The organism is Streptomyces sp. RK9 (assembly GCF_045070545.1).
Taxonomy (GTDB): Bacteria; Actinomycetota; Actinomycetes; order Streptomycetales; family Streptomycetaceae; genus Streptomyces; species Streptomyces alboflavus.
Map to the genome: position 1 here is coordinate 3,024,965 of NZ_CP173703.1, position 26,175 is coordinate 3,051,139.

Below are 26,175 nucleotides of genomic sequence, written 5' to 3' on the forward strand. Positions count from 1 at the left end.
ACGGCCACCGCTCCTGCCCCGGGCGCGGGGGACTCGGGCATGGCCACCGCTCCTGCCCCGGGCGCAGGGAATCCACCTGCCGAAGCCGCCGCCGGTACCGCACCGAACGCGCAGGGCCGACGTACCGCTGCCCACGCGGCGCCGGGCACGAAGGACCTGCGCACCACTGCTCCCGCCCCGGACGTGAGGGACCCCCGCACCACCGCCCCTGCTTCGGACACGACGGCCCGGCGCCCCGCAACCCCTGCCCCGAACGCGACCACCCCGCACACCGAAACCCCCGCCCCGGCTTCCGCGCCCGGCGCGCAGGACCGTCGTACCGAGACCCCCACCCCGGCCGGTGACCCCCGCACCGCCACCACCCGCCAACTCGCCACGCCCGCCCCGCCGTTGGACCCGCCCTCCACCTCGGCGGGCCGTACCCGACGCGAGACGGGCGGCAGCAGCCCCGTGCCCTCCGCGCGTACGGGCGCGACCCCCGCCGCCCCGCAAGCCCCCGCTACACCGCCGTCCCGCCCCGGGGGCGCCCCGCCGTCGTTCCCCGCGCCGCGCGGTGGTGGCCCGCAGGGGGCGAACGGCGGGGAGGCGGAAGGCCGGAGCGGTGGGGCCGCCGGTGTCACCGCCGCCGGAACGGGAGCCGTGCGGGCCTTTGCCGCGCGGCGGACCGCTGCCGCTCGTCGGGCCGTCGGGGCCGTGGATCTGACGCCGGGGCCCGACACGGGCCGGCCCTTCGTGTTTCTCGCGCGGCCCGCGCTGTACGACGACACCACCACCCGGCTGCGCCCCGTCGGCGCCTGGGTGCGGCCCCGGGCGGCGGCCGCCGCGGCCTGTGTCGTGCTCGGGCTCGGGCTCATCGGTGGTGCGGCGACGGGGAGTTGGCTGACGGGGGAGTCGGACGCGGCGGGCGGCTCGCGGAACGCGTACGTCGAGGCGGGGGAGCTGTGGCACAGCGTGCCCGTCGACGAACTGTTCCCGCCCTCGATCAGGGGCGAGGGCGCGGGCCCCGGCGGCGCCGACCGCACCTGGAACCGCGTCGCCGTCGCCCCCGACAGCACCTGCAAGGACGCCTTCGACCCGCTGCTTCGCAAGGCCCTCGCCCCGGCGGGCTGCCTGCGCCTGCTGCGCGCCACGTACGCGGACGCGACCCGCAGCCACGTCACCACCGTCGGCCTGCTGTTCACGAAGGCGGACGCCGAGGCGATGCGGGCCCTGCGCACCCGGTTCACCGAGGAAGGCCTCGACTCCCGGCCGGACCTGATGCCCCGTCCGTACGCGGCCAAGGGCACCCTGGCCGCCGGCTTCGGCGACCTCCAGCGCGCCACCTGGACCCTGTCCGTCCTGCCCGACGCCCCCGTCGTCGCCTACGCCGTCTCCGGCTTCGCCGACGGCCGCGCCGTCACCGACCCGGAGCCCGCCGCCGAGGCCATGAAGGCGGACGCCACCTCCGCCCCCGGCCAGGCGGGGCTCGGCAACGACGCGAAGGGCATCGCCGACCGCGTCGAGCGCGGCCTGCGCAAGACCGTCACCGCGGCCACGGAGAAGTCCTCATGACCCTGCGCGGACTGCGCAAAGCGGCCGTCACCGCCCTCGCCACCACCTGCGTGCTGCTGCCCGCCACCAGCCCCGCGTACGCAGACGACGGCATCCGCGCCCAGCAGTGGGCCCTCGACGTGATGCGCACCGACCAGGCCTGGCGCACCACCAAGGGCGAGGGCGTCACCGTCGCCGTGCTCGACACCGGCGTGGACGCCTCCCACCCCGACCTCGTCGGCAACGTCCTGACCGGCAAGGACATGGTCGGCTTCGGGGCCCGCCGCGGCGACAGGTCCTGGGCCCGGCACGGCACCGCCATGGCCGGGATCGTCGCCGGTCACGGGCACGGCGCGGGCCGCAGCGACGGCGTGCTCGGCATCGCCCCCGAAGCCCGGATCCTGCCGGTCCGCGTGATCCTCGAAGACGGCGACCCCGCCCGCAGGAAGGCCCGCTCCACCCGCGGCAACGCCCTCGCCGAAGGCATCCGCTGGGCCGCCGACCACGGCGCCGACGTCATCAACCTCTCCCTCGGCGACGACTCCAAGTCCGCCCACCCGGAGCCGACGGAGGACGCCGCCGTGCAGTACGCCCTGCGCAAGGGCGCCGTCGTCGTCGCCTCGGCGGGCAACGGCGGCGAACGCGGCGACCACATCTCGTACCCCGCGGCGTACCCCGGCGTCATCGCCGCCACCGCCGTCGACAGCAACGGCGTACGCGCCCCCTTCTCCACCCGCCGCTGGTACGCCACCGTCGCCGCGCCCGGCGACGACGTCGTGATCGCCGACCCCAACCGCAGGTACTACGAGGGCTGGGGCACCAGCGCCGCGGCCGCGTTCGTCTCCGGCGCCGTCGCCCTCATCCGCGCCGCCCACCCCGGCCTCGGCCCCGCCGAGATCAAGAAGCTCCTGCGGGACACCGCACGCGACACCCCGGCCGGCGGCCGCGACGACTCCCGCGGCTTCGGCCTCGTCGACCCGGTCGCGGCACTCGCCCGCGCCGACAAGATCAAGCCCCAGTCCCTGCGGACGACGGCCCGCACCGAGAAGTACTTCGGCCCCGGCCCGGACGACGCCCCCGAGGACGACGGCCCCGCCGGCTGGGTCGGCCCCGTGGCCGGCGGCCTGGGAGTGGCCCTGCTGGCGGCGGGCGTGTGGCTGTGGCGGGGGCGGGCGGCTTCGGCCCGGCGGTAGGGCGGGTGCTGTCGGGCGCGGGTGGCCTCGTGTGCCGGTGCGGGAGACCGGTGGCGCGGGAGGGCGGCCCGCGAGCGCCGTCCCACGGCGGGCTAGGGTCGGACCGTGGCGAACAAGAACATTCCCGACTCTCCCTTCTCCGACGACGACGGGTCGGCCGACCCCGCCCTGCGGGCCGCGCTCGCTGCCTGGGCGGAGGACAGGACCGCGCACGGGCCGGTGCTCGAAGCGCTGGCGGGGACCCGGCTCCTCGTACCCGTCGTCGCCGTGCTCGGTGAGGTCGAGGAGGACGAGAAGGGACTGCGGCGCGAGAAGACCAGTGACATGGCCGTGCCCACCCTCAAGGCGGGGCACCGCACCGCCCTGCCCGCCTTCACCTCCACCGAGGCGCTCGCCCTGTGGGACCCCGAGGCCCGCCCCGTCGCCGTACCGCTGCACCAGGCGCTGCAGGCAGCCGCGCACGAGAAGGCCGACACGATCGTGCTCGACCTCGCGGGCCCCGTCCCGTACGAGCTGAACCGGCCCGCCCTGATCGCCCTCGCCGAGGGCCGCCGCAGCGCCGACCCGCTCACGGACCCGGCCGTCGTCGACGCCGTGCGCGCCGTCGTCGCCGCCGAGCCCGCCGTGCTCCGCGCCCACCTCGGCCCCGGCACGGCCGACGGCACCCTCGCCCTGGTCCTCGACCCCACCGCCCCGCAGGCCGCCGCCCAGCGCGTCGCCGAAGCGCTCGCGGCCGACGAAACACTGAGGGCCCGCCTGGTGCGCGGCCTCGACCTGGCACTCCTGCCGGCCGAGGCGACGCCACCGGGCGAGCCCCTCTACGTACGCTGACGCGTGTGTGCGTGTGCTCCCGTGGGCCGTCAGCCGAAGACGGGGCCCGTGTACTTCTCGCCGGGACCCTGACCGGGCTCGTCCGGCACCAGGGACGCCTCGCGGAAGGCCAGCTGCAGCGACTTCAGACCGTCCCGCAGCGGCGCCGCGTGGAAGGAGCTGATCTCCGTCGCGCTCGCGTCCATCAGACCGGCGAGCGCCTGGATCAGCTTGCGGGCCTCGTCCAGGTCCTTGTGGGCCTCGCCCTCCTCGGCCAGGCCCAGGTTCACCGCGGCCGCGCTCATCAGGTGCACCGCGACCGTCGTGATCACCTCGACCGCGGGAACGTCCGCGATGTCGCGGGTCATGGCGTCGAAGCCGGGGCTCCGGGGTGCGTCGTGGGGGGCGGGGGTCGCCGCGGGACTCGTGTCACTCATGCCCCTCACCCTAGAGCCGCGTCCCGGCGGTTAGCCCCACCCCCCGGGACCTGCTAACCTTGTGTAACGACCGGCTGGACACCCGCGTGCCAACGCAAGCGTCCGGCCCACAAGTGGAGGCTCCGATCTCCCACCTGGCCGCTCCATGGAGCGGCGGGTCACCGGTCAGGCGGACACCGCGCAGCGCGTGATGCACCGCCCGATGCGCCCCGTGATCACCACGGAGGTGCTCCGGTATTCGTTGGAGCCCCTTCTGTGATCAGTCGGGGCATTTTTTGTGTTCCGGCGCGGTTGGTCGAGAAAACAGACGTAACGCGGCTGTCCGCCAGACGGTCGCGTGGTGCTACCGAGGAGGATCCATCAGCGCCGAGCCCCGCATCAACGACCGGATTCGCGTTCCCGAGGTGCGACTTGTCGGTCCCAGCGGCGAGCAGGTCGGGATTGTCCCGCTTGCCAAGGCCCTGGAGCTTGCGCAGGAGTACGACCTGGACTTGGTCGAGGTCGCGGCGAACGCCCGTCCGCCCGTGTGCAAGCTCATGGACTACGGGAAGTTCAAGTACGAGTCGGCCATGAAGGCCCGTGAGGCGCGCAAGAACCAGGCGCACACGGTCATCAAGGAGATGAAGCTCCGGCCGAAGATCGACCCGCACGACTACGACACCAAGAAGGGTCACGTCGTCCGGTTCCTCAAGCAGGGCGACAAGGTCAAGATCACGATCATGTTCCGTGGTCGCGAGCAGTCCCGTCCGGAGCTCGGCTTCCGGCTGCTGCAGCGGCTCGCGGAGGACGTCCAGGAGCTCGGGTTCATCGAGTCGAACCCGAAGCAGGACGGCCGAAACATGATCATGGTCCTCGGTCCGCACAAGAAGAAGACCGAGGCGATGGCCGAGGCCCGTGAGGCCCAGGCGGCTCGCAAGGCGGAAGCGAAGGCCAATCCGGGCAAGTCGCAGAACGCCGCCGAGGAGGAGCTTTCCGAAGCCCCCGTCGAGGCCCCGGCCGAGGCTCCCGCCGAGGCCTGATCCCCGGACGCGAGTCCAGGGATCGCCAATCGAACACATGACGCTCCGGGATGCCCGGTCTCACGACCGGGCATCGGAGTGCCACTGACGAGGAGAGAACGGCGCTATGCCGAAGAACAAGACGCACAGCGGTGCCAAGAAGCGCTTCAAGGTCACCGGCTCCGGCAAGGTGCTCCGCGAGCGCGCCGGCAAGCGCCACCTGCTCGAGCACAAGTCGTCCCGTCTGACGCGTCGCCTCAGTGGCAACGCCGAGATGGCCCCGGGCGACGCCGCGAAGATCAAGAAGCTTCTCGGCAAGTGAGTCCGGGCGCGCGGCGCGCGCCTGAACTCTGACCGGGACCCAATCGATACCGGGTCGTGTGAGTCCAACCACGGCCCCGCTACAAGGAGTTAACAAGTGGCACGCGTCAAGCGGGCAGTCAACGCCCACAAGAAGCGTCGGGCGATCCTCGAGCAGGCCAGCGGCTACCGCGGCCAGCGGTCGCGCCTGTACCGCAAGGCGAAGGAGCAGGTCACCCACTCCCTCGTCTACAACTACAACGACCGCAAGAAGCGCAAGGGCGACTTCCGTCAGCTGTGGATCCAGCGCATCAACGCCGCTGCCCGCGCCAACGGCATCACCTACAACCGCTTCATCCAGGGTCTGAAGGCCGCCAACATCGAGGTGGACCGCAAGATCCTCGCCGAGCTGGCCGTGAACGACGCCAACGCGTTCGCCGCGCTGGTCGAGGTCGCGCAGAAGGCCCTGCCGTCGGACGTCAACGCCCCCAAGGCCGCCTGACGTTCGCACTCGGCTTGAGCTGTGAGGGGACCCGCAGGCCATCGGGCCTGCGGGTCCCGTCGCGTTCTGCCTGCGGCCCGGCTCTTCGCCGCGCGTCGCTCCGGGCGGTTCGGCACCGCCGGAATCCGCCGTCTCGGCCCAGCGCCGTCGCGGCGGGGAAGAAACACCCGCCTCGCGGCGGCGTGCCGACAGCCCGCTCCGCGGCGGGTTGACCGGCCGCCTCTCCTGGCGGCGCCACGTCCCGACCCCGTACCCCCTAAGGCGACTTGATGGCCATCAGTCCGGACCTGATCTCCCCGCGGTCCCCGCGCGTCAGCGCCGCGCGGCGGCTCGCCAAGCGGAACTTCCGCGGCAAGGAACAGCTGTTCCTCGCCGAGGGGCCGCAGGCCGTACGGGAGGCCGCCGGGCACCGCGGGAACGGGCGGGCCACGCTCGTGGAGCTGTTCGCGACCGTCGAGGCCGCCGAGCGGTACGCGGACATCGTCGGCGCGGCCCGGGACGCCGGGGCGACCCTGCACCTCGCCGACGAGAGCGTCATCGCCGACATCTCCACCACCGTCACCCCGCAGGGCCTGGTCGGGGTGTGCCGGTTCCTCGACGTGCCGCTGACGGAGATCCTCGCCGGGCGGCCCAAGCTCGTCGCCGTGCTCGCCCACGTCCGCGACCCCGGCAACGCCGGGACCGTGCTGCGCTGCGCCGACGCCGCGGGCGCCGAGGCCGTGATCCTCACCGACGCCTCCGTCGACCTCTACAACCCCAAGGCCGTGCGCGCCTCGGTCGGCTCGCACTTCCATCTGCCGGTCGCCGTGGGCGTGCCCGTCGAGGAGGCCGTGCGCGGCCTGAAGGGCGCGGGCGTACGCGTGCTCGCCGCCGACGGGGCCGGGGCCGACGACCTGGACGCCGAGCTGGACCAGGGCACCATGGGCACCGAGACCGCGTGGATCTTCGGCAACGAGGCCTGGGGCCTGCCGGAGGAGACCCGCGCACTCGCCGACGCGGTGGTGCGCGTTCCGATCCACGGAAGCGCCGAGAGCTTGAACCTCGCGACGGCGGCAGCCGTATGCCTCTATGCGTCCGCCCGTGCACAGCGCGCCGCCGGAGGGTGCCGCTCCGTCACCCCCGGCTAGTAGTGTGTCGGGCTCACAGGCCCATTGCGCCGGTTCCGAGAGGCGGGGATACGGGGAATGACTGTCGGCACGAGCAGACCACCGGGAGTGCGGGACATCCTGTGCCCTCCCGCGGGCCAGTCGGGCCAGCCGGGCCAGGCGACCCCGGGCCCCGGCGAGCTCGGCATCGACCCGGACGACCTGCCCGACGGCCTTGTCGTCGCCGACGAGACGGGGCGCGTGATCTGCTTCAACGCCGCCGCGGCCAGGATCACCGCCGTCCGCGCCAGCGACGCCATGGGCGCCTCCATCGAGCGCGCCCTGCCCCTCGAGGACCTCGAAGGGCGCCGCTGGTGGCAGCTCACCGACCCCTACGGCGGCCTCGCCACGCGGGTCGCCCAGCCCGAGCGGAACCTGCTCCTGCCCGGCGGCCGTGAAGTCCTCGTGTCCGCCCGGTACGTCCGCACCCGGCCGACCGGACCGCTGCGCCGCCTCGTGGTCTCCCTGCGCGACACCGAGGCCCGCCGCCGCACCGAGCGCAGCCACGCCGAGCTGATCGCCACCGTCGCCCATGAACTGCGCTCCCCGCTGACGTCCGTCAAGGGCTTCACGGCGACGCTGCTCGCCAAGTGGGAGCGGTTCACCGACGACCAGAAGAAGCTGATGCTGGAGACGGTGGACGCCGACGCCAACCGCGTCACACGGCTGATCGCCGAACTGCTCGACATCTCCCGGATCGACTCCGGGCGCCTCGAACTGCGGCGCCAGCCCGTCGACATCGGCGCGGCCGTCGGACGGCACATCCAGGCCCACGTCGCCGCCGGGCAGGAGGCGGACCGCTTCCTGGTGCGGGTGCAGCAACCGCTGCCCGACCTCTGGGCCGACCCGGACAAGATCGACCAGGTGCTGAGCAACCTGCTGGAAAATGCCGTGCGCCACGGTGAGGGAACGGTCACCATTGACGTGGCGCCCTCGCCCTCCCTGCGGGTGCGGGGGGCAGCCGACACCGCGGTCACCGTCAGCGACGAGGGCTCCGGTATTCCGGAGGAGTCCATGGGCCGCGTCTTCACCCGCTTCTGGCGGGGCAGCAAACGCGGCGGGACGGGACTGGGGTTGTACATCGTGAAGGGCATCGTCGAAGCGCACGGCGGCACGATCACCGTGGGCCGCGCGGCCGGCGGCGGCGCCCGGTTCCGATTTACGTTGCCCGTGGGGGCCCCGGCGTATCTCCAGTGATCATCGCCGCGGCCGCCCGCGGGCGCATGCGTTCACCGCACCCCCGTTAGACTCGGTCGTTGGCACCTTTGTGTCCCCATTCTCGGGACGATCTCAGGACCAGTCGTCTCCGACTAGTCGACCCAGTTCGACCCGGTCGACGGGGACCATCCGCCAGCCAACGGAAGCACGGGAAGAGATGTCGGCACCGAACAAGTCGTACGACCCTGTCGAGGTCGAGGCACTGAAACCTGAAGAGATCGAGCGCATGCGGGACGAGGCGCTCGCCGCCTTCGCGGCCGCCGCCGACCTCGACCAGCTGCAGGAGGCGAAGACCGCCCACACCGGCGGCACCTCGCCGCTGGCGCTCGCCAACCGCGAGATCGGCGCGCTGCCCCCGCAGGCCAAGGCCGACGCGGGCAAGCGCGTGGGCATGGCCCGCGGCGCCGTGAACAAGGCGCTCGCCGCCCGCCAGACCGAGCTCGAGGCCGAGCGCGACGCGCGCGTCCTGGTCGAGGAGGCCGTGGACGTCTCGCTGCCCCACGACCGCGTCCCCGCCGGTGCCAGGCACCCGCTGACGACGCTGTCGGAGCGCATCGAGGACATCTTCGTGGCCATGGGCTACGCGGTCGCCGAGGGCCCCGAGGTCGAGTCCGAGTGGTTCAACTTCGACGCCCTGAACATCGGCCCCGACCACCCGGCCCGCGGCGAGCAGGACACCTTCTTCGTCGACGCCGCGTCCCTGGGGGCCCCGGGCGATGCCAAGGCCGCCGACGACGCGTCCGGCGTCGTCCTGCGCACCCACACCTCGCCCGTGCAGATCCGCTCGCTCATCGACCGCGAGCCCCCGGTGTACGTGATCTGCCCCGGCCGGGTGTACCGCACCGACGAGCTGGACGCCACCCACACCCCCGTCTTCCACCAGGTCGAGCTGCTCGCCGTGGACGAGGGCCTGACCATGGCCGACCTCAAGGGCACCCTGGACCACATGGTGCAGGCGCTCTTCGGCGGCGAGGGCATGAAGACGCGGCTCCGGCCGAACTTCTTCCCGTTCACCGAGCCGTCCGCCGAGATGGACATGGTCTGCTACGTGTGCCGGGGCGAGTCCGTGGGCAACCCCGACAAGCCCTGCCGCACCTGCTCCTCCGAGGGCTGGATCGAGCTCGGCGGCTGCGGCATGGTCAACCCCAAGGTGCTCGCCGCCTGTGGCGTGGACCCCGAGAAGTACAGCGGGTTCGCCTTCGGCTTCGGCATCGAGCGGATGCTGATGTTCCGCCACCACGTAGAAGACATGCGAGACATGGTCGAGGGTGACGTGCGCTTCACCCGGCCGTTCGGGATGGAGATCTGATGCGGGTCCCGCTTTCCTGGCTGCGGGAGTATGTCGATCTCCCCGCCACCGAGACCGGCCGCGACGTGCAGGCCAAGCTGATCGCCGCCGGACTCGAGGTCGAGTCCGTCGAGCAGCTCGGCGCGGGCCTCAAGGGCCCCCTCGTCGTCGGCAAGGTCCTCACCATCGAGGAACTGGAGGGCTTCAAGAAGCCCATCCGCTTCTGCACCGTGGACGTCGGTCAGGCCAACGGCACCGGTGAGCCGCAGGAGATCGTCTGTGGCGCCCGGAACTTCGCCGTCGGCGACAAGGTCGTCGTGGTCCTGCCCGGCGCCGTCCTGCCCGGCGACTTCGCGATCTCCGCGCGCAAGACGTACGGCAAGACCTCGCACGGCATGATCTGCTCCGGCGACGAGCTGGGCATGGGCGACGACGGCACCGGGGGCATCATCGTGCTCCCGCCCGAGCACGAGGTCGGCACCGACGCCATCGAGCTGCTCGAACTCGTCGACGAGGTCCTGGACATCGCCGTCACGCCCGACCGCGGCTACTGCCTGTCGATGCGCGGCGTCGCCCGCGAGACCGCCACCGCCTACGGCCTGCCGCTGCGCGACCCGGCGCTGCTCGACGTGCCCGCGCCGAACTCCTTCGGCTACCCGGTGCGCGTCAGCGAACCGGCCGGCTGCGACCGCTTCACCGCGCGCACCGTCACCGGCCTGCGCCCCGACGCCCGCTCGCCGATCTGGCTGCGCCGCCGTCTGCAGAAGGCGGGCATGCGCCCGATCTCGCTGGCCGTCGACATCACCAACTACGTGATGCTGGAGCTCGGCCAGCCCCTGCACGCCTACGACCGCTCCCGCGTCCAGGGCACCATCGGCGTGCGCCGGGCCGAGCAGGGCGAGAAGTTCACCACCCTCGACGGCACCAAGCGCGTGCTCGACGCCGAGGACCTGGTGATCACCGACGACCGCGGCGCGATCGGCCTCGCGGGCGTCATGGGCGGCGCCAACACGGAGATCGCCGACCACGATGAGGGGGAGGGCACGACCGACGTCGTCATCGAGGCCGCGCACTTCGACGCGGTCTCCGTGGCCCGCACCGCGCGCCGCCACAAGCTGTCCTCCGAGGCGGCCAAGCGCTTCGAGCGCGGCGTCGACCCGCAGGCCGCGTCCGCCGCCGCGCAGCGCACCGTCGACCTCCTCGTGCTGCTCGCGGGCGGCACCGCCGAGGCCGGGGTCACGGAGGTCATCGCGCCCTCCGCACCGCACACGATCACCATGCGCGCCGACCACCCGGACCGCGTCGCCGGTGTGGTCTACGGCCGCGAGACCGTCGTGCGCCGCCTCCAGGAGGTCGGCTGCGACGTGTACGGCCAGGACTCCCTGACCGTCACCGTGCCGTCCTGGCGGCCCGACCTCGCCGAGATCAACGACCTCGCCGAGGAGGTCATCCGCCTCGAGGGGTACGAGAACCTGCCCTCGACGCTGCCCCGCCCGCCCGCCGGGCGCGGTCTGACCGAGCGGCAGCGGCTGCACCGCCGGGTGGGCCGCGCGCTCGCCGGGGACGGCTTCGTCGAGGCGCCGAACTACCCGTTCGTCGGCGAGCAGGTCTTCGACCAGCTCGGCCTCGACAAGGACGACCCGAACCGCCGCGTGGTCAAGCTCGTCAACCCGCTGTCCGACGAGGAGCCCGCGCTCCGTACGACGCTGCTCCCGGGCCTGCTGGCCACGCTGCGCCGCAACGACGGGCGCGGCAGCCACGACCTGGCGCTGTTCGAGACCGGCCTGGTCTTCCACCCCCGTGAGACCTCCGACGGCGACGAGGCCGCGCTCCCGGCCCGGCTGCCCGTCGACCGCCGTCCCACGGACGAGGAGATCGCGGCGCAGAACCGGGCGCTGCCCGACCAGCCCCGGCACGTCGCGGTCGTCCTCGCGGGCGCCCGTGAGCAGGCCGGCTGGTGGGGCAAGGGCCGTCCTGCCGACTGGGCGGACGCCGTCGAGGCGGCGCGCACCGTGGCCCGTGCGGCCGGGGCCGAACTCATCGTCCAGCAAGGGCAGTACGGCCCCTGGCATCCGGGCCGCTGCGCCGAGCTGAACGTGTTCGTCGAGCACGCCGACGGCGTCGCAGAGGACGGCACCGAGGGCGAGATCGTCAGCGTCGGCCACGCCGGTGAGCTGCACCCGCGCGTCATCAAGGCGCTCGGCCTGCCCGCCCGCAGCTGCGCGATGGAGCTGAACCTGGACGTGCTCGCCAAGGCCGGCGAGGGCACCCTCCAGGCGCCGGGCATCTCCGCGTTCCCGGTGGCCACGCAGGACGTCGCGCTCGTCGTGGACACCGACGTGCCCGCGGCCGTCGTCGAGGCCTTCCTGCGCGACGGCGCCGGTGAACTCCTCGAGGACATCCGCCTGTTCGACGTGTTCACCGGCGAGCAGGTCGGCGCGGGCAAGAAGTCGCTCGCGTACGCGCTGCGCTTCCGCGCCGCCGACCGCACGCTGACCGTCGACGAGGCCACCGCCGCGCGCGACGCGGCCGTGGCGCGCGCGGCCGAGGTGACCGGCGCGGTGCTGCGCGGGGCGTGACCCCCGCGGGCCCCGGCGCCTCGGCGGCGGGGTCGAACGGCGGCGCGAAGGCATCGCCGGTGCGCGAAGGCGCAGTTGAGGGGCGTATCCGTGGACACGGATGCGCCCCTCACTCGTTAGGGTGACAACTTCCGGTGATCTGACCCGATCCGCCCATGCGGTCGACAGAATCAGTTCGGCCGTAGGGGCCGGTCCCGCACACGGCCCGCACGCTGGACTGGGCCTTAGGGGGCCGTCGGCATGATCCGGATCAAGCCTCGCGCGCCCCGTGGCAGCGCCGGGGCCCACCGCACGGCGAGACTTCGGGCACGAACTCCCCAGGGAGACTGCCCCGGAGCCACCACGTCGTTCGAGCGACCCCGCACCCGTCGGCTGCGCCGCGCGCTCGCGCTCGGCCTGCCCACGGTCTGGGGCGCCGTCGCCGTCACGTACAAACTGACCTGCCCGCTCGCCCAACAGCACAGCCTGAGCGCGCGGATCGTCACCAGCGCCGTCTTCTTCGCCGTCGGCACCGGCCTGGTCCTGCAGGTCCGCCATGCGCTGCTGCGCGAGCTGCGCCAGCTCAGGGAGGTCGCGGGCGCCGCGCAGAACGTCCTGCTCCGGCCGCTGCCGCCACGCGTCGACGGATTCGCGCTCGCCGCCGGACGACTCTCGGCCACGCACGGCGCCTCCGTCGGCGGGGACCTGTACGAGGTCGCGGCCACCGACCACGGCGTGCGCCTGGTGATGGGGGACGTCCGGGGCCACGGCCTCGCCGCGATCGGCACCGCCGCCGCGGTCCTCGGCAGCTTCCGCGAGGCCGCCCACGAGGAGCCCGAACTGCCGCTGGTCCTGCGCCGCCTGGAGCGCGCGCTCGCCCGGCACCTGCGGGAGCGCTCCCGCGCCGAGCACCCCGCGAGCGGGTCCGCCCCGCCGGAGAGCCCGCTCGCCGAGGAGTTCGTGACCGTGCTGCTGGTGGAGATCAGCCCGGACGGCGACGTCATGGCGCTCAACTGCGGCCATCCGTGGCCCTATCGGCTGCGCGGCCGCGCCGAGCCGATGCCGGGCGGCGACCCGCTGCCGCCGCTCGGGCCCTTCCCGCTCCCGGCCGAACTGCCGCCCGCGCACCTGGGACGGCTGCTGCCCGGCGACGCCCTCGTCCTGTACACCGACGGCATGGAGGACGCCCGTGACAACGCGGGCCGGTTCTTCCCGCTGCGGTCCGTGCTCAGCGAGGCCGCAAGGACCCCGCCCGTCGCCCCGCACCGCGTCATCCACACCGTGTACGGCGAACTCCTGCGCCACATCGGCCGGCTGACGTCCGACGACGCCGCGCTCCTGGTCCTGCGCAACGACCGCTCGCGGGTGCCGTCCCAGGCGACCGAGACCGGACGGCGCGCCCGCACCATGAGCTGAACACCGCCCGGCCCGATGCGGCCTGCGCCGTCCGGGCCGTCGCGGAACTGCCGGGCAGACGACGGCCGATCGGACGGCGCCACAGAGGGGCCGCCGCACTGTATGAGGGGGAGCCGGCGGCCCGGCCGCCTCCTGGTGAGGGCTCTCAGTCAACCGACCACGCGCCCGGCGCGGCAGAGCGCGCGCTCCCCGGATGCGGGCACTCCGTTCACACCCCGTGTGAAGACAGCTCCACTAGGCTTGACAGCACCGAGCCTCCGGAGGGCATCCATGCAGCCCAACACCCTGCTCGACGCGATCCTCGACGAAGCGGGCATCTCGCACGCGGGCCTCGCCGCCCATGTGAACCAGGCGGGAAAGGCCAGAGGTCTCTCGCTGAGATACGAACACACCGCCGTAGCCCGCTGGTTGAAGGGCCAGCGCCCCCGCGGCCAGGTGCCCGACCTGATCTGCGAAGTCCTCGCGGCCCGCCTGCAACGCACGGTCGCGCTCGACGACATCGGCCTCGGCGTGCCCGGCATCCCGGCCGCCCGGCAGGGCTCGATGGCCTCCACGCTCTCCGGGTTCGTCGAGCGGGCCACCGCGCTGTGGCGCTCCGACGAACAGCAGCGCCCGCACCTCCTCGGCGCCCCCGCCGTCACCGGCACGCCCGCCGTGATGCCCGTCTGGGAGTGGGAGAACCCGCCCGAGGACGTGGACGTCTCCCGCGGCGGACGCCACCCGGTCAGCATGGCGGAGGTGGAGATGATGCGCGCGGCCCGCACGCACTACGAGCAGATGTACCGCAAGACGGGCGGCGTGGCGATGCGCACCCGCATAGTCGGATTCCTCAACGCCGAGGCGGCGCCGCTGCTCCGGGGCAGCTACACCGACGCGATGGGCCGTCAGCTGCACCGCGCGACCGGCGGCCTGGTGGCCATCGCGGGCATCTGCGCGTACGACTCGGACGCGCACGGCCTGGCCCAGCGCTACTTCCACCAGGCGCTGCGCCTGGCGAAGGCCAGCGGGGACCGGGGACTCGGCGCGTACGTCATCGCGCTGCTCGTCAACCAGTCGCTGTTCATGCGGGAGTACCGCCAGGCGGTCGCCTTCGCGGAGGCCGCGCTGCGCGCCGCGGGCCGCGACATCACCCCGGCGCTCGCGTCCGACCTGTACGCGATGCAGGCCAAGGCGTACGCACACCTGGGTGACGGCAGCAGCGCGCTGTCCTGCATCCGGCGTGCCGAGGCCGCGGCCGACCGGATCCGGCGGGGGCGCGAGCCGGACGAGACGGGCTATGTCCAGCCCGGCCTGGTGAACGTACAGGTGGCGGAGGCGCTGCTCAGCCTCGGGGATCTCACCGGAGCGCACGAGCACGCCGCGGCGGCGGTGGACACCCCGGCGCACGACCGGGGCCGGGTGCACCGGCTCGCCATGCTGAGCCAGATCGAGCTGCGCCAGGGCAACACCGACGAGGCGGTGGCCACGGCGGTGGAAATGGCCGAACAGGTGCGCGGGATGGAGTCACAGCGACTGCGCGACCGGCTGCGGGCGGTGCGTGAGCACCTGGTGCGCAGCGACTGCGCGGGCACGGCCGAGGCCGCCGAACTCATCGACGGTGCACTGCGGGTCCCGCTGTAGGAGTGCGGCGCGGCGACGCGCGACCTCTGTGCTGCCGCGACGAGCGGGGGCGAAGCCAGGCCTGACACGTGCTACTTCGCTCTGCCGTGCGCGGAGTGCTCTGAACACCCTCCTGCTGCGATATTGCCATCTACTCAGCGGAAGGTGGCAGAACCGTGCAGTGGACGAAACAGAGCGAACAAACTGTGTATGGAAACCGATGGTTCACCGTCAATCTCGCAGATGTCGAGCTACCTGACGGGCGACACCTCGACCACTTCCTGATACGCCTGCGGCCCGTCGCGATCGCCACGGTCGTCAACGAGGCCAACGAGGTGCTGCTCCTGTGGCGGCACCGCTTCATCACCGACAGCTGGGGCTGGGAGCTGGCCGCCGGCGTCGTCGAGGACGGCGAGGACATCGCCTACGCGGCGGCCCGCGAGATGGAGGAGGAGACCGGCTGGCGGCCGGGACCCTTGCGGCACCTGATGAGCGTGGAGCCGTCCAACGGTCTCACCGACGCCCGGCACCACATCTACTGGTCGGACGAGGGGACCTACATCGGCCACCCCGTGGACGACTTCGAGTCGGACCGCCGTGAGTGGGTCCCGCTGAAGCTCGTCCCCGACATGGTGGCGCGGGGCGAGGTCCCGGCCGCCAACATGGCGGCGGCACTCCTCATGCTGCACCATCTGCGTCTTGGCCAGGACGCGCGCTAGCCGGCCTGTCAGGCCTCCGGTGTCCCCGGGCTAGCGCCCGAGGGCCTGCCACACCGCCACCACGAGTGCCCCGATGGACGTGAGGGCGGCGAGGGCAGGCAGTGGCCACCGGTTGTGCTCGAGGGCCGTGATCCGGAGGGACAGGTCGTCCTGGTCCTTGGTGTGCTGTGTGTCGCTCTGGGTGAGTAACGCGAGCCGTCCGTCGACGCGGGCGAGGCCCACGTCCAGGCTGCGACGTAACTCTGCGAGTTCTTCCGGGACCACGGGACGCTCGGGGTCGGTGGTCACGAGTCCGCTCCTTTCGGTAGTCGTCACATCCCCCCTGTGCGCACGGAAAGTCAACTCGCCTGGTGGTCGGGGCGGGAGAGTGTGCGAAGGGCATATGCGAGCCCCCGGCGCACACGGTGTGTGAACGGCGCGGGCCCGGCGCTCGAAGAGCACCGGGCCCGTGAACTGGCCGAAAGTTGACTCGAGTTCAGGTACGGAGAGTAGTCGCTCCCGGCTCGCCAGCGGCGAAGCGGAAGGCGATCACGGGTACCTGCGCGCGGGTCGTGCGGAGGTGGCGTGAATCAGGCGTACGTGTAGAAGCCCGAGCCGGTCTTGCGGCCCAGGCGGCCCGCGTCGACCATCCGCTGGAGCAGCGGGGGAGCGGCGTACAGCGGCTCCTTGTACTCCTCGTACATGCTGTCCGCCACCGAGGCCACGGTGTCCAGGCCGATCAGGTCGGACAGCTTCAGCGGCCCCATCGGGTGGGCGCAGCCCATCTCCATGCCGTTGTCGATGTCCTCGCGCGATGCGATGCCCGACTCGAACATCCGGATCGCGGAGAGCAGATACGGAATGAGCAGCGCGTTCACCACGAAGCCCGAGCGGTCCTGGGCGCGGATCGCGTGCTTGCCGAGCACCTTCTCCACCAGGGTCTGCGCCCGGCTGATCGTGCCCTCCGACGTGGTCAGCGCCGGGATCAGCTCGACGAGCTGCTGCACGGGGGCCGGGTTGAAGAAGTGGATGCCGATGACCTGGTCCGGGCGGGAGGTCGCCACGGCCAGCTTCACCAGCGGGATGGAGGAGGTGTTGGAGGCGAGGATCGCGTCCTGCCGCGTCACCACCTGGTCGAGCACCTGGAAGATCTCGGTCTTGACCTGCTCGTTCTCCACGACCGCCTCGATGACGAGGTCACGGTCGGCGAACTCGCCCAGGTCGGTGGTGAAGCTGAGGCGGGCGATGGCCTCGTCCCGCTCCGCCTCGGAGATCTTGCCGCGCTCGGCCGCCTTGGACAGGGAGTTGTGCAGCCGGGTACGGCCGATCTCCAGGGCCTCGCCGGTGGTCTCCGCGACCTTCACGTCCAGGCCGGAGCGGGCGCAGACCTCCGCGATACCCGCGCCCATCTGTCCACAGCCCACCACTCCGACGCGCGCAATGTCGGCCATAGAGTCGGTCACCTCGTGCCTTTCGCTGATCAACGGACCGGCAGGGTCCCCCGTACGAGTCGGTGCCTGCCTCGCCGGTGAACGTTACTCCGCAACCTGCGGTGCGATCAGGGCCGGGTCGGGCATGCTGTCCCCGAACGACCAGCGGTTGTCGGTTGAATCCGGACTCGAGGGGCGACTTCATGAGGCATTTGTCACGTCAGGGGTCACGTGAGGGGTCGCGTCGGATGTCGCGGCGGGCGTTCACGATGGCGGCGGCATCGGTGGCCGCCGGGCTCGCGATGGCGGGGGACGCGGCGGCGCTGCCCTCGGCGGGGCGCCGGGGGCGTGAGATGCGGGGCATGTGGGTGGCGACGGTCGTGAACATCGACTGGCCGTCCAAGCCGGGCCTCTCCGCCAAGGACCAGCGCGCCGAACTGATCGCCTATCTCGACGAGGCGGTCCGCAGACGGCTGAACGCGGTGGTCCTCCAGGTGCGCCCGACGGCCGACGCCTTCTGGCCCTCGCGGTACGAGCCGTGGTCGGAGTGGCTCACCGGCACCCAGGGCAAGGACCCGGGCTGGGACCCGCTGGGCACCGCCGTGCGCGAGGCGCACCGCAGGGGCCTGGAGCTGCACGCCTGGTTCAACCCGTTCCGGATCGCCATGCACACCGACCCCACCCGCCTCGTCCCCACCCACCCCGCGCGCTTGCACCCCGAGTGGGTCGTGCCGTACGGCGGGAAGCTCTATTACAACCCCGGCCTGCCCGAGGTGCGCCGCTTCATGCAGGACGCGATGCTCGACGCCGTCCGCCGCTACCGCCTGGACGCGGTGCACTGGGACGACTACTTCTACCCCTATCCCGTCGCGGGCCAGACCTTCGACGACGACGACGCGTTCGCGCGGTACGGCGGCGGCTTCCCCGACCGGGCCTCGTGGCGGCGCGACAACATCGACCGCCTGGTGCGGGAGATGGGCCGCCGGATCCACCGGATCCGCCCCGGCACCCAGTTCGGGATCAGCCCCTTCGGGGTGTGGCGCAACATCGCGACCGACCCGACGGGCTCGGACACGCGGGCGGGCGTGCAGACCTACGACGACCTGTACGCGGACACCCGTGGCTGGGTGCGCAAGGGCTGGATCGACTACATCTGCCCGCAGCTGTACTGGAACATCGGCCTGGCCGCCGCCGACTACGCCAAGCTGGTGCCCTGGTGGGACGAGGTGGCGCGCGGCACCGGCGTGCGCCTCTATGTGGGGGAGGCCCTGTACAAGGCGGGCGACCCGGCGCAGCCCGCCCCCTGGCAGGACCCGGCCGAGCTGTCCCGGCACCTCACGTACGCGAAGGACTTCCCGCGCGTGCGCGGGCACGTCTTCTACTCCGCCAAGCACGTCGTCGCCGACCGGATCGGCGCGATGCAGCGCGTCGTCGACGACCACTACACGTACCGCGCCGGCGGCTGAGCGGCGCGTCGGCCCCGGGCGGAGCGGTGGACCCGGGCCTTTCCGGCCCGGGTCCTCGGCTCAGTCGTCCGCGGCGAAGGGGCGCACGACGGTGTCGGGGCCCGGCGACATGAGGGTCTCGTGCCCGTCCTCGAACCGCACGCGGTAGGGCGGGCCGCCGTTCTCGCCGAGGATCTCGATGACCTCCGCCGTCCGGTCCTGCTGTCCGACGATCCTGCCGTGGATCAGCAGCCGGTCGCCCACGGATGCATGCATGGGGAGTGCCCTCCTCGTCCGGATCACAGTGGTGGCGGTGCGTGGCCGTCAGTGTACGACCGGTGGTGGCCGCCTGGCCCTACCCGCGTGCCCGTTGCGTGACGGCGATGCAGACGAGCACCGCCACCGCGGTCAGCGGTGCCGCGGGCGTCAGGTGCTCGCCGAGCAGGAACAGCGACCAGACGAGGGTGAGCAGCGGCTGGGCCAGCTGGAGCTGACTGGCCTTGGGGATGCCGATGGCGGCCATGCCCCGGTACCAGACGAGCAGGCCGAGGAACTGGGAGCCGATCGCGAGGTAGAGCAGGCCCGCCGTGCTGTGCCAGGTGAGCTGGAACGGCTCGTGGCGCAGCGCGATCACCGCCCAGACGACGTTCAGCGGCAGGCACAGGACGAGCGCCCAGCCGATGACCTGCCAGCCCGGCATGTGGCGGGCGAGGCGGCCGCCCTCGGTGTACCCGGCCGCGCACACGAGGAGCGCGCCGAACAGGTACAGGTCGGCGGTCGACAGGGCGCCACCGCTCTGCTGCACCGTGAACGCGGCGACCGCGAGCGCCCCGGCGACCGCCGCCGCCCAGAAGGTGCGCGAGGGTCGCGTTCCGGTGCGCAGCGCGGACAGGGCGGCGGTGGTGAGCGGGAGCAGTCCGACGACGACCGCCGCGTGCGCGGTGCTCGACGTCTGAAGCGCCAGGGACGTCAGGAGGGGGAAGCCGACCACGACGCCGCCGCCGACGACCGCGAGTCCGGCCCAGTGCGCCCGGGCCGGCAGCGGCACCCGCAGGGCGAGGAGGCAGCCGCCTGCCACGACGGCGCTGAGCGCGCAGCGCAGGGCCACCAGGCTCCAGGGCCCGATGCCCTCCAGGCCCCAGGCGGTGGCGGGGAACGTGAGGGAGAAGGCGATGACACCGAGGGCGGCCTGGATGGTGCCCGCGCGGCGGCGGTCGGGTGCGGGTCCCGCGGCCGCGGCAGCCGTGGTGGCCGTGGTGGCCGTGGTGGCCGTGATGGTGTCGGTCGGCGTGCGGGGCGCGACCGCCTCTTCGGGTCCGGCGCCGGAGGTGTCCCGCGTTTCGACCGCTATCCGTCCGGGGGCAGTAGCGCTATCCTGTGCTCTCATGCATGAGCGTAGCAGTGTGGGTGAGTTGGCGCAGAAGCTGCGGGGAGAGCTGGACCGCTACTCTCCAGGTGAGAAGCTGCCGTCGAGTCGGGCGCTGGTCGAGCGGTTCCGTGTGAGTCCGGTGACCGTGTCGCGGGCCCTCGGGCAGCTCGCCGCGGAGGGGCTCGTCGTCACCCGGCCCGGTGCCGGGGCGTTCCGGGCGCAGCCGCCCCGCGCGAGCGAGACCGCCGTCGGCGACACCTCCTGGCAGGAGGTGACGCTCAGCGCGGATGCCATGACCGACGTCGTGCCGCGATCCGTCGACGCCTCCGGCGTCCTCGCCACGCTCGCCGCGCCCCCGCCCGGCGTCGTCGAGTTCAACAGCGGCTATCTGCACCCGACGCTCCAGCCCGAGCGGGCCATGGCCGCCGCGCTCGCCCGGGCGGGCCGCCGCCCCGGCGCCTGGGACCGGCCCCCGGTCGAGGGGCTGCCCGAGCTGCGCGAGTGGTTCGCGCGCGGCATCGGCGGCGCGATCACGGCCGCGGAGGTCCTGATCACCTCCGGCGGACAGAGCGCCCTGACGACGGCCCTGCGCGCGCTCGCCCCGCCCGGCGCGCCCGTCCTGCTCGAATCGCCCACCTACCCGGGCCTGCTGGCCATCGCGCGGGCCGCCGGACTGCGCCCGGTGCCGGTGCCCGTGGACACCGACGGGGTGCGCCCGGAGCTGCTCGCCGCCGCGTTCCGGGCCACCGGGGCGCGGGTGTTCGTGTGTCAGCCGCTGTTCCAGAACCCCACCGGCGCCGTGCTGTCCGCCGCGCGCCGCCCGGAGGTGCTGCGGATCGCGCGGGAGGCGGGCGCGTTCGTCGTCGAGGACGACTTCGCACGCCGTCTCGTGCACGAGGACGCGGGACCGCTGCCCCGGCCCCTCGCGTCCGACGACCGGGACGGCGTGGTCGTGCACGTCTGCTCGCTCACCAAGGCGACCTCGCCGAGCTTCCGCGTGAGCGCGCTCGCCGCGCGCGGGCCCGTCCTGGAACGGCTGCGCGCCATCCAGGTCGTCGACCACTTCTTCGTGCCCCGCCCCCTCCAGGAGGCCGCCCTCGAACTCGTCGGGTCACCGGCCTGGCCGCGCCATCTGCGCACGGTGGCCGTCGAGTTGAAGGGCCGCAGGGACGCGATGACGGCGGCGCTGCGGCTGCGCCTGCCCGAAGTCGCGCTGCCGCACATCCCGGTCGGCGGCTACCACCTGTGGCTGCGGCTGCCCGACGGCACCGACGAACTGGCCTTCGCGGCGGCGGGGTTGCGGGCCGGGGTCGCGGTCGCGCCCGGCCGGCCCTACTTCGCGGCGGAGCCGCCCGCCGCCCACATCCGGCTGAGCTTCGCGGCGCTCGCGGGCGTCGGGGAGATCACGGAGGGGGTCCGCAGGCTGCGCCAGGCGTGCGACGAGGTGCTGGTGTGACGGGGGAGGGGTGCTGAGAAGGCCACGGGCGGGCGGCGAACGGGAGGGGCGAGAAGCGGGCGATGTGTGGGGGAGTGGCGAACGAGCAGGGAAAGACGCTCGACGCGAGCCGTCGTCCCTGCGAGTCTCACGTCATGACCGACGAGTACGTTGCCCCTGACGGAAGCGAGCACGCCCTCCCCGACGGGTACCAGCTGTCCACCGACCCCGCCCGCCTCGACCTCGTCCGCATCCACGCGTGGCTCTCCACGGACGCCTACTGGTGCCTCGGCAGACCCCGAGCCAAGCAGGACGCCGCCATCGCCGGATCGCTCAACTTCGGGGTGTACGAGGAGGCCTCGGGCCGACAGGTCGCCTACGCGCGCGTGGTGACCGACCACGCGACGTTCGCCTACCTCTGCGACGTGTACGTGGACCGGTCGGTGCGCGGCAAGGGCATCGGCGTCGCGCTCGCCGCCGGGGTCCGCGACCACCTCGCCCCGTACGGGATGCGCAGGATCCTGCTCGCGACCGGCGACGCGCACGGGGTGTACGAGAAGGTCGGGTTCACCCCGATCGACAACCCCCGGCAGTGGATGGTGCTCGGCGAGCAGTGACGGCGCCGGATGCCTTGGCGGAGTCCTGTCGCGGCCCCGCCCGCCCCCTCTTGACCGCGAGCACCACGCGCCCCACGATCACCGCATGCACGTTGGCGTGACGCTCATAGCGGCCGCGCGCGGCGCCGCACTGCCGGCCGAGCGGTTCGACGACGACCGGCCCCTCGACGAGGCGGGCTGGCGCGAGGTGCGGCGCGCCGCGTCCGCGCTGCTCCCGCTGGGCGTGGCCGAGCTGCGCTACTGCTCGCCGACCCCGCGCAGCCGTGCCACCGGCCACGCCCCGGGGTTCGCGCCGCTGGCCCAACCCGCCCTGAGCGACTGCGACATGGGGCGTCGGCGCGGGTACACGCCGGCCGAGGTGACCGCGGCGGAGCCCGGCGGGGTCGACGCCTGGCTGCGCGATCCGCGGTCGGCGCCGCACGGCGGCGAGTCCCTGCTCGCGTTCATCTCGCGGGTCGGCGGCTGGCTCGACACCCGGCCCGCCGGGGACGGCGTCCGCGTCGTCGCGGTGGCCGAACCCGCGGTGGTGCGGGCTGCGCTCGTGTACGCCCTGAAGGCGCCCCCGTCGACGTACTGGAACATCGACGTCGGCCCGCTGTCGACGGTCGGCCTCGCCGGGGACGGGCGCCGCTGGAGCCTGCGGATCGGGGCACCGGTGTAGTCGGGGCCGGCGCGGCCGCGCTCAGCGCAGCCGGGTGTAGTCCGTCGTCAGGAGCAGGTCCTTGGCGGGGCCCGCCACCCGCCACCGGGTGCGCCAGCGCGTCGCGTCGTACACCTCGAACTCGCCCCGGTACAGGTCCGCCGCGCACGGGTGGTCGGCGGTGTGCCGGCCGGAGCGCAGGTCCAGGTCGTGGAAGAAGCGGCCGTCGGCGAAGTGGACGACGGCGGTGCCCGCGGGGGTGCCCGGCAGGAAGCGGAGCGTGCGCTCGGCGGGGCGGGCGACGCCGAGCCAGGTGAAGGTGCCGGACTCGTGGTGCAGCAGGCCCGCGGGCCCGGGCGTTCCGGCCTCGGGCTCCACGTCCGTGAGCGGTGTGAACAGGGTGGTGCCCTCGAACCGGCCCGCCACCGGCTCCCCGTCCGCGCCCGCACCGCCCGCCGCGGCCGTCCCGGCCTCGGCGGCCTGCGCGAAGTCCCGCACCGTCCGCTCGACCCGCCAGGCCCCGGCCAGATACGCCAGCGCGTCCGGCACCGCGTGCACGGGAGCCCGCGCGGTGCCGGTGTGCGCGGTGTCCGCCGCGGATGCCATGGACGCCGTGTGCGCGTCGGGCCGGGAGGCGGGGCCGGGGGCAGGGGGCATGCCCGCAGGTTACTCCGGTCTACTTGTCGACGATCGACAGGCTGTTCTCGTCGTAGCGGGTCCCGGCGACGCGGTCGGCCGGGGCCGCCGCCTCGATCGCGGCCAGTTCGTCGGCGGACAGGTCGAGGGCGGCGGCGGCCACGTTCTCCTCCAGGTACTTCTGGCGGCGCGTGCCCGGGATCGGCACCACGTCGTCGCCGCGGTGCTGCACCCAGGCGAGCGCGAGCTGCCCGGCCGTGACGCCGCGCCGGGCCGCGAGGTCGTTCAGGGCGTCGACGATCGCGAGGTTGCGCTTCAGGTTGTCGTCGGCGAACCGCGGCTGGGTGCGCCGCATGTCGCCCTCCTCCAGGCTGTCGACGGAGGTCAGCCGGCCGGTCAGGAAGCCCCGGCCGAGCGGCGAGAACGGCACGACGCCGATGCCGAGCTCCCGGCAGACCGGCGCGATCTCGTCCTGGAGGTCCCGCGTCCACAGCGACCACTCGCTCTGCAGTGCCGCGATGGGGTGCACGGCGTGGGCGCGCCGGATCGTGCGCGCGCTCGCCTCCGAGAGACCGAGGTGGCGCACTTTCCCGGCGGCGACGAGCTCGGCCATCGCGCCGACGGTCTCCTCGATCGGCACGTCCGGGTCGACGCGGTGCACGTAGTAGAGGTCGATGTGGTCGACGCCGAGCCGGCGCAGGGAGGCGTCGCAGGCCTCGCGTACGTACGCGGCGTCGCCCCGGATCCGCGTGGGCTCGCCGAGGCGGTTGGCGAAGCCGAACTTCGTGGCGAGGACGGCCTGTTCGCGCCGGTGGCCCGCGAGGGCGCGGCCGAGGAGCTCCTCGTTGTGCCCGTTGCCGTAGTAGTCGGAGGTGTCGAGCAGGGTGACGCCGAGGTCGAGCGCGCGGTGGACGGTGGCGATCGACGTGGCGTCGTCCGAGGTGCCGTAGGCGTCGCTCATCCCCATGCAGCCGAGTCCCTGGGCGGAGACCGTGAGGGCGCCGAGCCTGCGGGTGGGCATGCCGGTCATGTCGTACCTCCTGGTGGAGCGGTTTTCTTGGGCGTGACCCTAGGAGTTGGAGTGCGCTTCAGCGCAAACAGATTCCGGGGGGTGGGGGCGGGCGTACGGGGGCTGTCCCCAGGGGCCGGGCTGCGGCTCGCCGGATGGTCGTCCGCGGCGCGGGTTCGTAGCGTCATGAGCGGACCGCCGCCGGACCGCCGCCGACCGGTCGACCGGACCGCGAGCACCGCCCGCACGCCGCCCCGAGGAGCACGATGCGCGCCAGAACCACGACCACCGCCGGCCTCGGCCTCGCCGCCGTCCTCACGGGTGTCCTGCCCGCGCAGGCCCTGGCGGAGCGGCCCCCGGAACCGGCCCCCGCCGGTCGCGCCGCGTCGGCCGGACCGTCGGCGCCGTCCGGGGCAGTCCCCGCAGGAGCCGCCGCACTCCCCAAGTACCGCGACCAGCACCTCACATGGACCCGCTGCCCCGCCTCCCAGAAAGAGCTGAACGCCGCCGGCGCCCGCTGCGCCGACGTCACCGTCCCGCTCGACCACGCCGACCCCGGCGGCCGCACCCTCACCGTCGCCGTGTCCCGGATCGAGGCGACCGCCCCCAAGGCCGAGCGCCGCGGCGTCCTCCTCTCCAACCCGGGCGGACCCGGCGGCACCGGACTCGCGTACACCCTCGCGCTGCGCCCCGTCCTCAAGGACGTCGCGGGCCGCTACGACCTGATCGGCTTCGACCCGCGCTTCCTCGGCGAGAGCACCCCGATCACCTGCGACCCCGCCCGCAAGCCCGCCCCGCCCGCGACGACGAGCCCGCGTGCGGACTTCGACGCGGCGGTGCGCGACGCACGCCGGGACGCGCGCCGCTGCCACGCGCGCGGCGACAACGCCGCCCTCCTGCCGCACGCCTCGTCGCGCAACGTGGCCCGCGACATGGACGTGATCCGGGCGGCCCTCGGGCAGCGCACCCTCTCCTACTACGGCGTGTCCTACGGCGCCGACCTGGGCGCCACGTACGCACAGCTCTTCCCGGGCCGCGTCGACCGCCTCGTCGTCGACTCCGTCACCGACCCGGCCGCCACGCAGTACGAGCAGTTCCAGCGGTCGGGGGCGCCCGCCGAGCGGGCCCTGGACGAGTGGGCCGCCTGGACGGCGCGACACCACACGACGTACCGGCTCGGCCGCACCGCCGACCGCGTGCGCGCCCACGTCGAAGAGGTCCTCGCCCACGCCGAGCGGCGGCCGCTCCCCGTGGCCGGGCAGCGCCTGACCGCGCCGCTGCTGCGGATGATCCTCAAGCAGCCGCTGACGCAGGCGGAGAACGACGCGACGGTGGCCTCGCTGGTACGCGACCTCGTCGCCGCCGACCGCGGCGAACTGACCGACCCCGGCCCCGAACTCGCCGCGATGCTGAAGATGCTGAACTCGCCCGAGGCCGCGGACAGCATGCTCGGCGGCATGTTCTTCATGTGCGGTGACGGCGGCTGGCCCGCCGGGGGCTGGCCGATGGCCACGGAGACGTACTGGCGCAACAGCGTGCGCAGCCGTGCCACCGAGCCCGTCTTCGGCCCGTTCGTGAACGGGATCACGGCACCGTGCCCGTTCTTCGCCCAGCCGCCGCGCGAGCCCGCCGTGACCGTCGACAACGACGTGCCCGTCCTGATGCTCCAGGCGAAGCGCGACCACACGCGCTTCGCGGACGCGCTCGCCATGCACCGCGCGCTGCGCGGCTCCCGCCTGGTGGCCACCGACATCCGCGGCCACGGCGTGTACGGCCGCGAGGTCGACGGACTGACCTCCGTGCCGTGCGCCGACCGCGCCGTCAACGACTACCTCGGGGGCGGGAAGCTGCCGGACCGCGACCGGGAGTGCCCGGCTCCGCGCGTCGGCTGACCCGCGGGGT

25 protein-coding genes are annotated in these 26,175 nt (G+C 73.5%); 18 read left to right on the forward strand and 7 right to left on the reverse strand.

Translation table 11 applies throughout. The annotated features are described in order from the left end of the window. Window positions 1–693 precede the first annotated feature (693 nt). The 3 genes from AB6L24_RS12305 to AB6L24_RS12315 all read left to right on the forward strand — a co-directional run bounded on the left by AB6L24_RS12305 (window position 694) and on the right by AB6L24_RS12315 (window position 3,554). On the forward strand, window positions 694–1,551 hold the full coding sequence (locus AB6L24_RS12305; protein WP_405655049.1) for a hypothetical protein: 858 nt from the start codon (window positions 694–696) through the stop codon (window positions 1,549–1,551). Beyond that, on the forward strand, window positions 1,548–2,723 hold the full coding sequence (gene mycP, locus AB6L24_RS12310; RefSeq protein WP_405655061.1) for a type VII secretion-associated serine protease mycosin: 1,176 nt from the start codon (window positions 1,548–1,550) through the stop codon (window positions 2,721–2,723). Before AB6L24_RS12305 ends, mycP begins: the two co-directional genes overlap by 4 nt. Before the next feature lie 105 nt (window positions 2,724–2,828). Beyond that, entirely contained in the window at window positions 2,829–3,554 is a 726-nt protein-coding gene (locus tag AB6L24_RS12315) for an SseB family protein (protein WP_405655063.1), read from the forward strand. Between the two features lie 29 nt (window positions 3,555–3,583). Here AB6L24_RS12315 and AB6L24_RS12320 read toward each other — a convergent pair whose 3' ends face one another. Next, window positions 3,584–3,970: a DUF1844 domain-containing protein gene (locus tag AB6L24_RS12320; RefSeq protein ID WP_405655065.1), complete on the reverse strand. Its 387-nt coding sequence runs from the start codon at window positions 3,968–3,970 to the stop codon at window positions 3,584–3,586. A 359-nt stretch (window positions 3,971–4,329) separates the two neighbouring features. On the opposite strand from AB6L24_RS12320, the gene infC reads away from it, so the two are divergent. The 10 genes from infC (at window position 4,330) to AB6L24_RS12370 (ending at window position 15,713) form a co-directional block, all read left to right on the forward strand. After that, entirely contained in the window at window positions 4,330–4,989 is a 660-nt protein-coding gene (gene infC / locus AB6L24_RS12325; RefSeq protein ID WP_380853125.1) for a translation initiation factor IF-3, read from the forward strand. A gap of 106 nt (window positions 4,990–5,095) precedes the next feature. Beyond that, on the forward strand, window positions 5,096–5,290 hold the full coding sequence (rpmI, locus tag AB6L24_RS12330; RefSeq protein ID WP_380852815.1) for a 50S ribosomal protein L35: 195 nt from the start codon (window positions 5,096–5,098) through the stop codon (window positions 5,288–5,290). 96 nt (window positions 5,291–5,386) lie between these two features. Further along, window positions 5,387–5,770, forward strand: coding sequence for a 50S ribosomal protein L20 (gene rplT, locus AB6L24_RS12335; protein ID WP_016642495.1), 384 nt, complete (start codon window positions 5,387–5,389; stop codon window positions 5,768–5,770). A 269-nt stretch (window positions 5,771–6,039) separates the two neighbouring features. Then, the gene (locus AB6L24_RS12340) at window positions 6,040–6,897 is read left to right on the forward strand and encodes a TrmH family RNA methyltransferase (protein WP_405655068.1); all 858 of its coding nucleotides are present in this window, start codon (window positions 6,040–6,042) and stop codon (window positions 6,895–6,897) included. Window positions 6,898–6,954: 57 nt separating this feature from the next. Further along, window positions 6,955–8,112 carry an ATP-binding protein gene (locus tag AB6L24_RS12345; protein ID WP_380852822.1) on the forward strand — a complete coding sequence of 386 codons (1,158 nt, stop codon included), beginning with the start codon at window positions 6,955–6,957 and terminating at the stop codon, window positions 8,110–8,112. A gap of 178 nt (window positions 8,113–8,290) precedes the next feature. Further along, window positions 8,291–9,442, forward strand: coding sequence for a phenylalanine--tRNA ligase subunit alpha (pheS, locus tag AB6L24_RS12350; protein ID WP_405655070.1), 1,152 nt, complete (start codon window positions 8,291–8,293; stop codon window positions 9,440–9,442). Continuing rightward, entirely contained in the window at window positions 9,442–12,000 is a 2,559-nt protein-coding gene (pheT, locus tag AB6L24_RS12355) for a phenylalanine--tRNA ligase subunit beta (protein ID WP_405655072.1), read from the forward strand. The genes pheS and pheT overlap by 1 nt, the downstream gene beginning before the upstream one ends. A 240-nt stretch (window positions 12,001–12,240) precedes the next feature. Further along, window positions 12,241–13,395, forward strand: a complete 1,155-nt coding sequence (locus tag AB6L24_RS12360) for a PP2C family protein-serine/threonine phosphatase (RefSeq protein WP_405655075.1) — start codon at window positions 12,241–12,243, stop codon at window positions 13,393–13,395. Between the two features lie 270 nt (window positions 13,396–13,665). Continuing rightward, window positions 13,666–15,015 carry a transcriptional regulator gene (locus AB6L24_RS12365; protein ID WP_405655077.1) on the forward strand — a complete coding sequence of 450 codons (1,350 nt, stop codon included), beginning with the start codon at window positions 13,666–13,668 and terminating at the stop codon, window positions 15,013–15,015. A 155-nt stretch (window positions 15,016–15,170) separates the two neighbouring features. Then, complete coding sequence (locus AB6L24_RS12370) at window positions 15,171–15,713, forward strand: NUDIX hydrolase (RefSeq protein WP_030356296.1); 543 nt, start codon at window positions 15,171–15,173, stop codon at window positions 15,711–15,713. 30 nt (window positions 15,714–15,743) lie between these two features. On the opposite strand, the gene AB6L24_RS12375 is transcribed toward AB6L24_RS12370, so the two are convergent. Next, entirely contained in the window at window positions 15,744–16,001 is a 258-nt protein-coding gene (locus AB6L24_RS12375; RefSeq protein WP_030356297.1) for a hypothetical protein, read from the reverse strand. 281 nt (window positions 16,002–16,282) lie between these two features. Continuing rightward, on the reverse strand, window positions 16,283–17,143 hold the full coding sequence (locus tag AB6L24_RS12380) for a 3-hydroxybutyryl-CoA dehydrogenase (RefSeq protein ID WP_030356298.1): 861 nt from the start codon (window positions 17,141–17,143) through the stop codon (window positions 16,283–16,285). Between the two features lie 227 nt (window positions 17,144–17,370). Here AB6L24_RS12380 and AB6L24_RS12385 point away from each other — a divergent pair, with 227 nt between their 5' ends. Continuing rightward, a complete protein-coding gene (locus tag AB6L24_RS12385; RefSeq protein ID WP_030356299.1) occupies window positions 17,371–18,588 on the forward strand; it encodes a glycoside hydrolase family 10 protein in 1,218 nt (405 codons plus the stop codon). A gap of 60 nt (window positions 18,589–18,648) precedes the next feature. Here the strand turns inward: AB6L24_RS12385 and AB6L24_RS12390 are convergent, their stop codons facing one another. Together AB6L24_RS12390 and AB6L24_RS12395 are read right to left on the reverse strand one after the other, a co-directional pair. Beyond that, the gene (locus tag AB6L24_RS12390) at window positions 18,649–18,843 is read right to left on the reverse strand and encodes a DUF1918 domain-containing protein (protein ID WP_405655081.1); all 195 of its coding nucleotides are present in this window, start codon (window positions 18,841–18,843) and stop codon (window positions 18,649–18,651) included. A 79-nt stretch (window positions 18,844–18,922) separates the two neighbouring features. After that, complete coding sequence (locus AB6L24_RS12395) at window positions 18,923–19,954, reverse strand: DMT family transporter (RefSeq protein WP_405655082.1); 1,032 nt, start codon at window positions 19,952–19,954, stop codon at window positions 18,923–18,925. Here AB6L24_RS12395 and AB6L24_RS12400 point away from each other — a divergent pair. From AB6L24_RS12400 to AB6L24_RS12410, 3 genes are all read left to right on the forward strand, one after another. Further along, on the forward strand, window positions 19,953–21,392 hold the full coding sequence (locus tag AB6L24_RS12400; protein ID WP_405655084.1) for a PLP-dependent aminotransferase family protein: 1,440 nt from the start codon (window positions 19,953–19,955) through the stop codon (window positions 21,390–21,392). The genes AB6L24_RS12395 and AB6L24_RS12400 overlap by 2 nt on opposite strands. Before the next feature lie 134 nt (window positions 21,393–21,526). After that, complete coding sequence (locus AB6L24_RS12405; protein WP_405655086.1) at window positions 21,527–21,988, forward strand: GNAT family N-acetyltransferase; 462 nt, start codon at window positions 21,527–21,529, stop codon at window positions 21,986–21,988. 85 nt (window positions 21,989–22,073) lie between these two features. Further along, on the forward strand, window positions 22,074–22,649 hold the full coding sequence (locus AB6L24_RS12410; protein WP_405655088.1) for a histidine phosphatase family protein: 576 nt from the start codon (window positions 22,074–22,076) through the stop codon (window positions 22,647–22,649). A gap of 21 nt (window positions 22,650–22,670) precedes the next feature. Here the strand turns inward: AB6L24_RS12410 and AB6L24_RS12415 are convergent, their stop codons facing one another. Together AB6L24_RS12415 and AB6L24_RS12420 are read right to left on the reverse strand one after the other, a co-directional pair. Continuing rightward, on the reverse strand, window positions 22,671–23,234 hold the full coding sequence (locus tag AB6L24_RS12415; RefSeq protein ID WP_405657139.1) for a DUF6314 family protein: 564 nt from the start codon (window positions 23,232–23,234) through the stop codon (window positions 22,671–22,673). A 70-nt stretch (window positions 23,235–23,304) separates the two neighbouring features. Then, complete coding sequence (locus AB6L24_RS12420; RefSeq protein WP_405655090.1) at window positions 23,305–24,294, reverse strand: aldo/keto reductase; 990 nt, start codon at window positions 24,292–24,294, stop codon at window positions 23,305–23,307. Between the two features lie 245 nt (window positions 24,295–24,539). On the opposite strand from AB6L24_RS12420, the gene AB6L24_RS12425 reads away from it, so the two are divergent. After that, a complete protein-coding gene (locus AB6L24_RS12425) occupies window positions 24,540–26,165 on the forward strand; it encodes an alpha/beta fold hydrolase (protein WP_405655092.1) in 1,626 nt (541 codons plus the stop codon). Window positions 26,166–26,175 lie beyond the last annotated feature (10 nt).